Source organism: Halorubrum sp. C191, assembly GCF_002727095.1.
GTDB lineage: Archaea > Halobacteriota > Halobacteria > Halobacteriales > Haloferacaceae > Halorubrum > Halorubrum ezzemoulense.
The window spans coordinates 1-3,947 of sequence record NZ_NHNZ01000023.1 but is presented as its reverse complement, the minus strand read 5'-3'; the positions used below and the strand labels follow the sequence as shown (position 1 = coordinate 3,947).

General features: G+C 58.2%; 2 protein-coding genes. Both read right to left on the bottom strand.

From position 1 onward, the window contains the following. Nucleotides 1-140 precede the first annotated feature (140 nt). On the bottom strand, nucleotides 141-1,775 hold the full coding sequence (locus Z052_RS01160; RefSeq protein WP_094519252.1) for a hydantoinase B/oxoprolinase family protein: 1,635 nt from the start codon (nucleotides 1,773-1,775) through the stop codon (nucleotides 141-143). Continuing rightward, entirely contained in the window at nucleotides 1,772-3,763 is a 1,992-nt protein-coding gene (locus Z052_RS01155) for a hydantoinase/oxoprolinase family protein (RefSeq protein ID WP_099288579.1), read from the bottom strand. The genes Z052_RS01160 and Z052_RS01155 overlap by 4 nt, the downstream gene beginning before the upstream one ends. Between the last annotated feature and the right edge of the window lie 184 nt (nucleotides 3,764-3,947).

Genomic DNA, 3,947 nt, shown 5'->3' with positions numbered 1-3,947 from the left:
CATCGATAGAGGGGTGTGTAGTCCGCAACGTGCTAGCTGCTACACTCACATCTGGTGTTGTAATTTCATGAAGCCGCTGCGGCCGGTGATGTATTGCTCGACCGCGGGCCAGGACAGTTCCTCGAGTTTGTGTGTGTCAGTCATTGATCCTTGTGGTCGTCGCTCACTTTCTCGTCGAGGCGGTCCGCTTTGCGGTCGTCGGCTGTCCGTTTGCCAGGATTACCGTATCCGCCGCCGCCAGGAGTCCGGACTGTGATGGTTGTACCTGCCTCTACCTCTCGAGTAGTTTTGGCGGGTAACGGCTCACCATTAGCGAGGTTCTCACCCGCTGCCCCGGGCTCGCCGCCCGCAGCGCCCTGTGGACGACGACGACGGCGCTCAGTCAGCAATGAGACTACTGCCTCGGTCTCGATGGTTACTGACCGAACCAGTCCCAAGCCGCCGCGGTACTGCCCGTCACCGCCACTACTCTCACGGAACCCGTATTGTTCGACTGTGAAGGGATACTCAGCTTCTAGTACCTCAATTGGTGTGTTTAGCGTGTTAGTCATCCCAACTTGGACGCCGTCCATCCCGTCTTTGTTGGGTCGTGCGCCGAATCCACCGCCGATAGTCTCGTAGTATGTGAACCCTCCACGATCGCGGTTCCCAATAATAACGTTGTTCATGGTCCCCTGTGATGCTGCTGGCACACGTTCAGGGGCAGCCTCGGCGAACGCCGCGAACACCACGTCGGTGAGTCGTTGGCTGGTTTCAACATTGCCCCCAACGACCGACGCCGGTGGTGTCGGATTCACGACCGTTCCCTGTGGAGCGGTAACAGTGATGTCGGCGTAACTCCCATAATTCGGGGGAATCTCGGGGTCAGTGATACACCGAACTACAAAGTACACCGCGCTCTTCGCCACCGACAGCGGTGCGTTCATGTTGCCGGCACACTGGTCGGCGGTCCCTGTGAAGTCAACTTCGACTGTGGCCCCATCGACGGTGATGGACACCCTAATCGGTATCTCTGCGTCGCTCACGCCGTCGCCCTCAAGCACATCATGGGCCTCGTAAGTTCCATCGGGAAAAGCAGTTAACTCATCTGTCATCCGGGCCTGAGAGTAGTTGATAACCGCGCCGAATGCCTGGTTGACTTGGTCGCGTCCGTGCTCGTCGATAAGCGAGCGCAATCGGTCTTCAGCACGATCGTGGGCCGCAAGCTGTGCGCGAAGGTCTGCTCGCCGTTCGGTCCTGTTACGTACGTTCGCTAAAATCATCGCCAGCAGATCCTCGTTCAGCTCGCCTCCGGAGCGGAGCTTGACCGCGGGGAGGCGTAACCCCTCTTGGTAAATATCAGTAGCGCCGGCGGGCATGCTCCCGGGAGTCATCCCACCCATGTCCGCGTGATGCGCCCGTGTTACGGCGTAGCCGATGACATCTGATTCTGTTGCGATTGGTGAGACAATCGTCACGTCCGGGAGATGGGTCCCTCCCTCGAACGGGTCGTTCAGGATGTACGCATCACCCGGCTCGGGATCCTTTGCGGTCACGGCGGCAACGGCGTCCGGCATCGCGCCGAGATGAACCGGAATGTGCTCTGCTTGTGCGACCATCCGGCCGTCAGCATCGAACAGCGCAGTAGAGCAATCTTGCCGTTCCTTGATGTTCGGCGAGTAGGCACTTCGTATAAGTACCTTTCCCATCTCCTCAGCAATGCTCTCAAGTTTATTTCGAAACACCTCAAGAGTCACTGAGTCGATACTTTCGGCTGTCGAGTCGTCAACCGTCATCGTTGTACCTCCGTGAGTGCGAGCGAGCCGTTCTTTTGTACAGTTGCCTCCCACTCGGGAGGAACAACAGTCGTGCTTTCGTCTTGTTCGAGCACGGCTGGGCCGTCGATTGTGGTCCCGCTCGTCGTTGGTCGACGGTAGACAGGAGTTGTGTACTCCGTACCGTTGAACACGGCAGTATGCTCTGCCACTTTCTCGAAGGTTTCTTCTGTGAGCTCAGTCGCAGAAGCGCTCCGTGGGATCGTCGCGGTGACTCGGAGATTTACCACTTCAACTGGTTCCTCGGCCGTATAGCCGTACACTCTCTTGTGGGCCGTCTCAAATGCGGTCCGAAGTACGTCAGTCTCGATAGGCTGCTCCACGTCGACCTCAAGTTCGAAGCTTTGCCCCCGGTAGCGGAGGTCAGCTGAACACTGAAGCGATATGTCACCTGCGCTGCGGTCGGACGGTAGTTCGGCCGTAAGTTGCTCGTACACCGTCTTAAGTTCTGTTCCCGTTGTTTCCGACAGAGGCGTTTGATACGTTCGGACAGCGTCGTACGTCTCGTCGGCGTCGAGCAGACCGTACGCCGATAGCACGCCGCAAACGTGAGGAACAACGACGGTTCCGATGTCAAGATCATTCGCGAGCGCCGCGGCGTGTACAGGACCTGCACCGCCGAATGCGGCGAGACCGAACTCGCGGGGATCGTGTCCTCGTTCTACAGTGACTGAGCGGATCGCTCGAGTCATATTGGTGTTCGCAACGCGGAACACGCCTTCTGCGGCCTCTCGTGCGGAGTCGAGATCAGCTTCGTCCGCCAGTCGTTCAAGCGAATCAATAGCGGCATCCACGTCGAGCTTGAGTTCCCCGCCTAGTTGCGTCTCCTCGCTGAGATAGCCCAGCACGAGGTTTGCGTCCGTCACCGTTGGCTCTTTGCCCCCATGACCGTAGCAGGCAGGCCCTGGCTTCGAGCCTGCTGACCGAGGTCCTACGCGGAGTGCGCCACCAGCGTCGACCCACGCGATGCTCCCACCGCCAGCTCCAACAGTCGTCACATCAACCATCGGAACGCGGATTGGGTGGCCATCGATCTCACTTTCTGTGGTCCGCTCCACGCTGCCATCTCGAATGAGGCTCACGTCGCTCGACGTACCGCCCATATCGAATGTAACGAATCCCTCAAATTCGTTTTCTCCTACCGTTGTCCCATTTGCTCCAACGACGCCCGCCGCGGGACCAGATAGTACAGTTTGAACGGCGTGGGTACGAATCTCACTTGCCTCGGCGATTCCACCGTTGGACTGCATGATTCGGGGCTGAGGCAGCCCCAGATCGCTAGCACGCTCCGCTAACTGTCCGATGTAGGAGTCGATCACCGGCGTAACGTACGCGTCAACGGCTGCTGTTGATGTCCGCTCGTACTCGCGGAACTCGTTGAGAACCTCATGAGAGGCCGACACCGAGACATCGAGTGCCTCCCGAAGCCGCTTGGCTACGAGCTGTTCGTTGCTCGGATCAACGTATGCGTGAAGGAAAGAGACAACGATGCTCTCGACATTCCGCTCGCGTATTTGCTCTATAAGATCATCGATCACGTCCGCGTCGGGAACCGTTCGATCGCCCTCTATCGTTGTCCGCTCTGGAAGCTCGAACCGGTTCCGACGCTGTATCAGTGGTGTCGGCTTCTCAGCGTCAAGATCGTAGAGATCTGGACGCGTCTGCCGACCCACTTCCAGTACGTCACGGAAACCGTCCGTGGTCACGAGTGCCGTTTCGGCGCCGTCAGCTTCGAGCAGGGCATTGGTCGATACCGTCATCGCATGTGAGAACTCGGTGATCTCGGACGGGTCAATTCCTGCGTCCTTACAGGCCTGCTGGATCCCACGGATGACACCCTCGCTCTGGTCTGTCGTCGAGGGAACCTTTGTCGTTGTGAGCGTGCCCTCTGCGATGAGTACCACGTCGGTAAACGTACCGCCGACATCAACGCCGACGGCCGTCGTCATTGTTCCTCGCTCGACCGAGCACCGCCCCATCGATTTATGCCAACCATTGAGCGTCTGTCGGCTCGTGTGCCGTGCTTCATTGATATGTTGTACCAAGGATCTCTCCTAGAAAAGAGTAATTAAGATGGGAGCATACTCTGTGTAAGCTAACCCACGGCTAAAGCCGTGGGCTTTCAGCGTGGAC

Excerpts from the sequence above, each read along its gene's own strand:
- Z052_RS01160 (WP_094519252.1), bottom strand. The coding sequence starts at position 1,775 with ATGACGGTTGACGACTCGACAGCCGAAAGTATCGACTCAGTGACTCTT.
- Z052_RS01155 (WP_099288579.1), bottom strand. The coding sequence starts at position 3,763 with ATGACGACGGCCGTCGGCGTTGATGTCGGCGGTACGTTTACCGACGTG.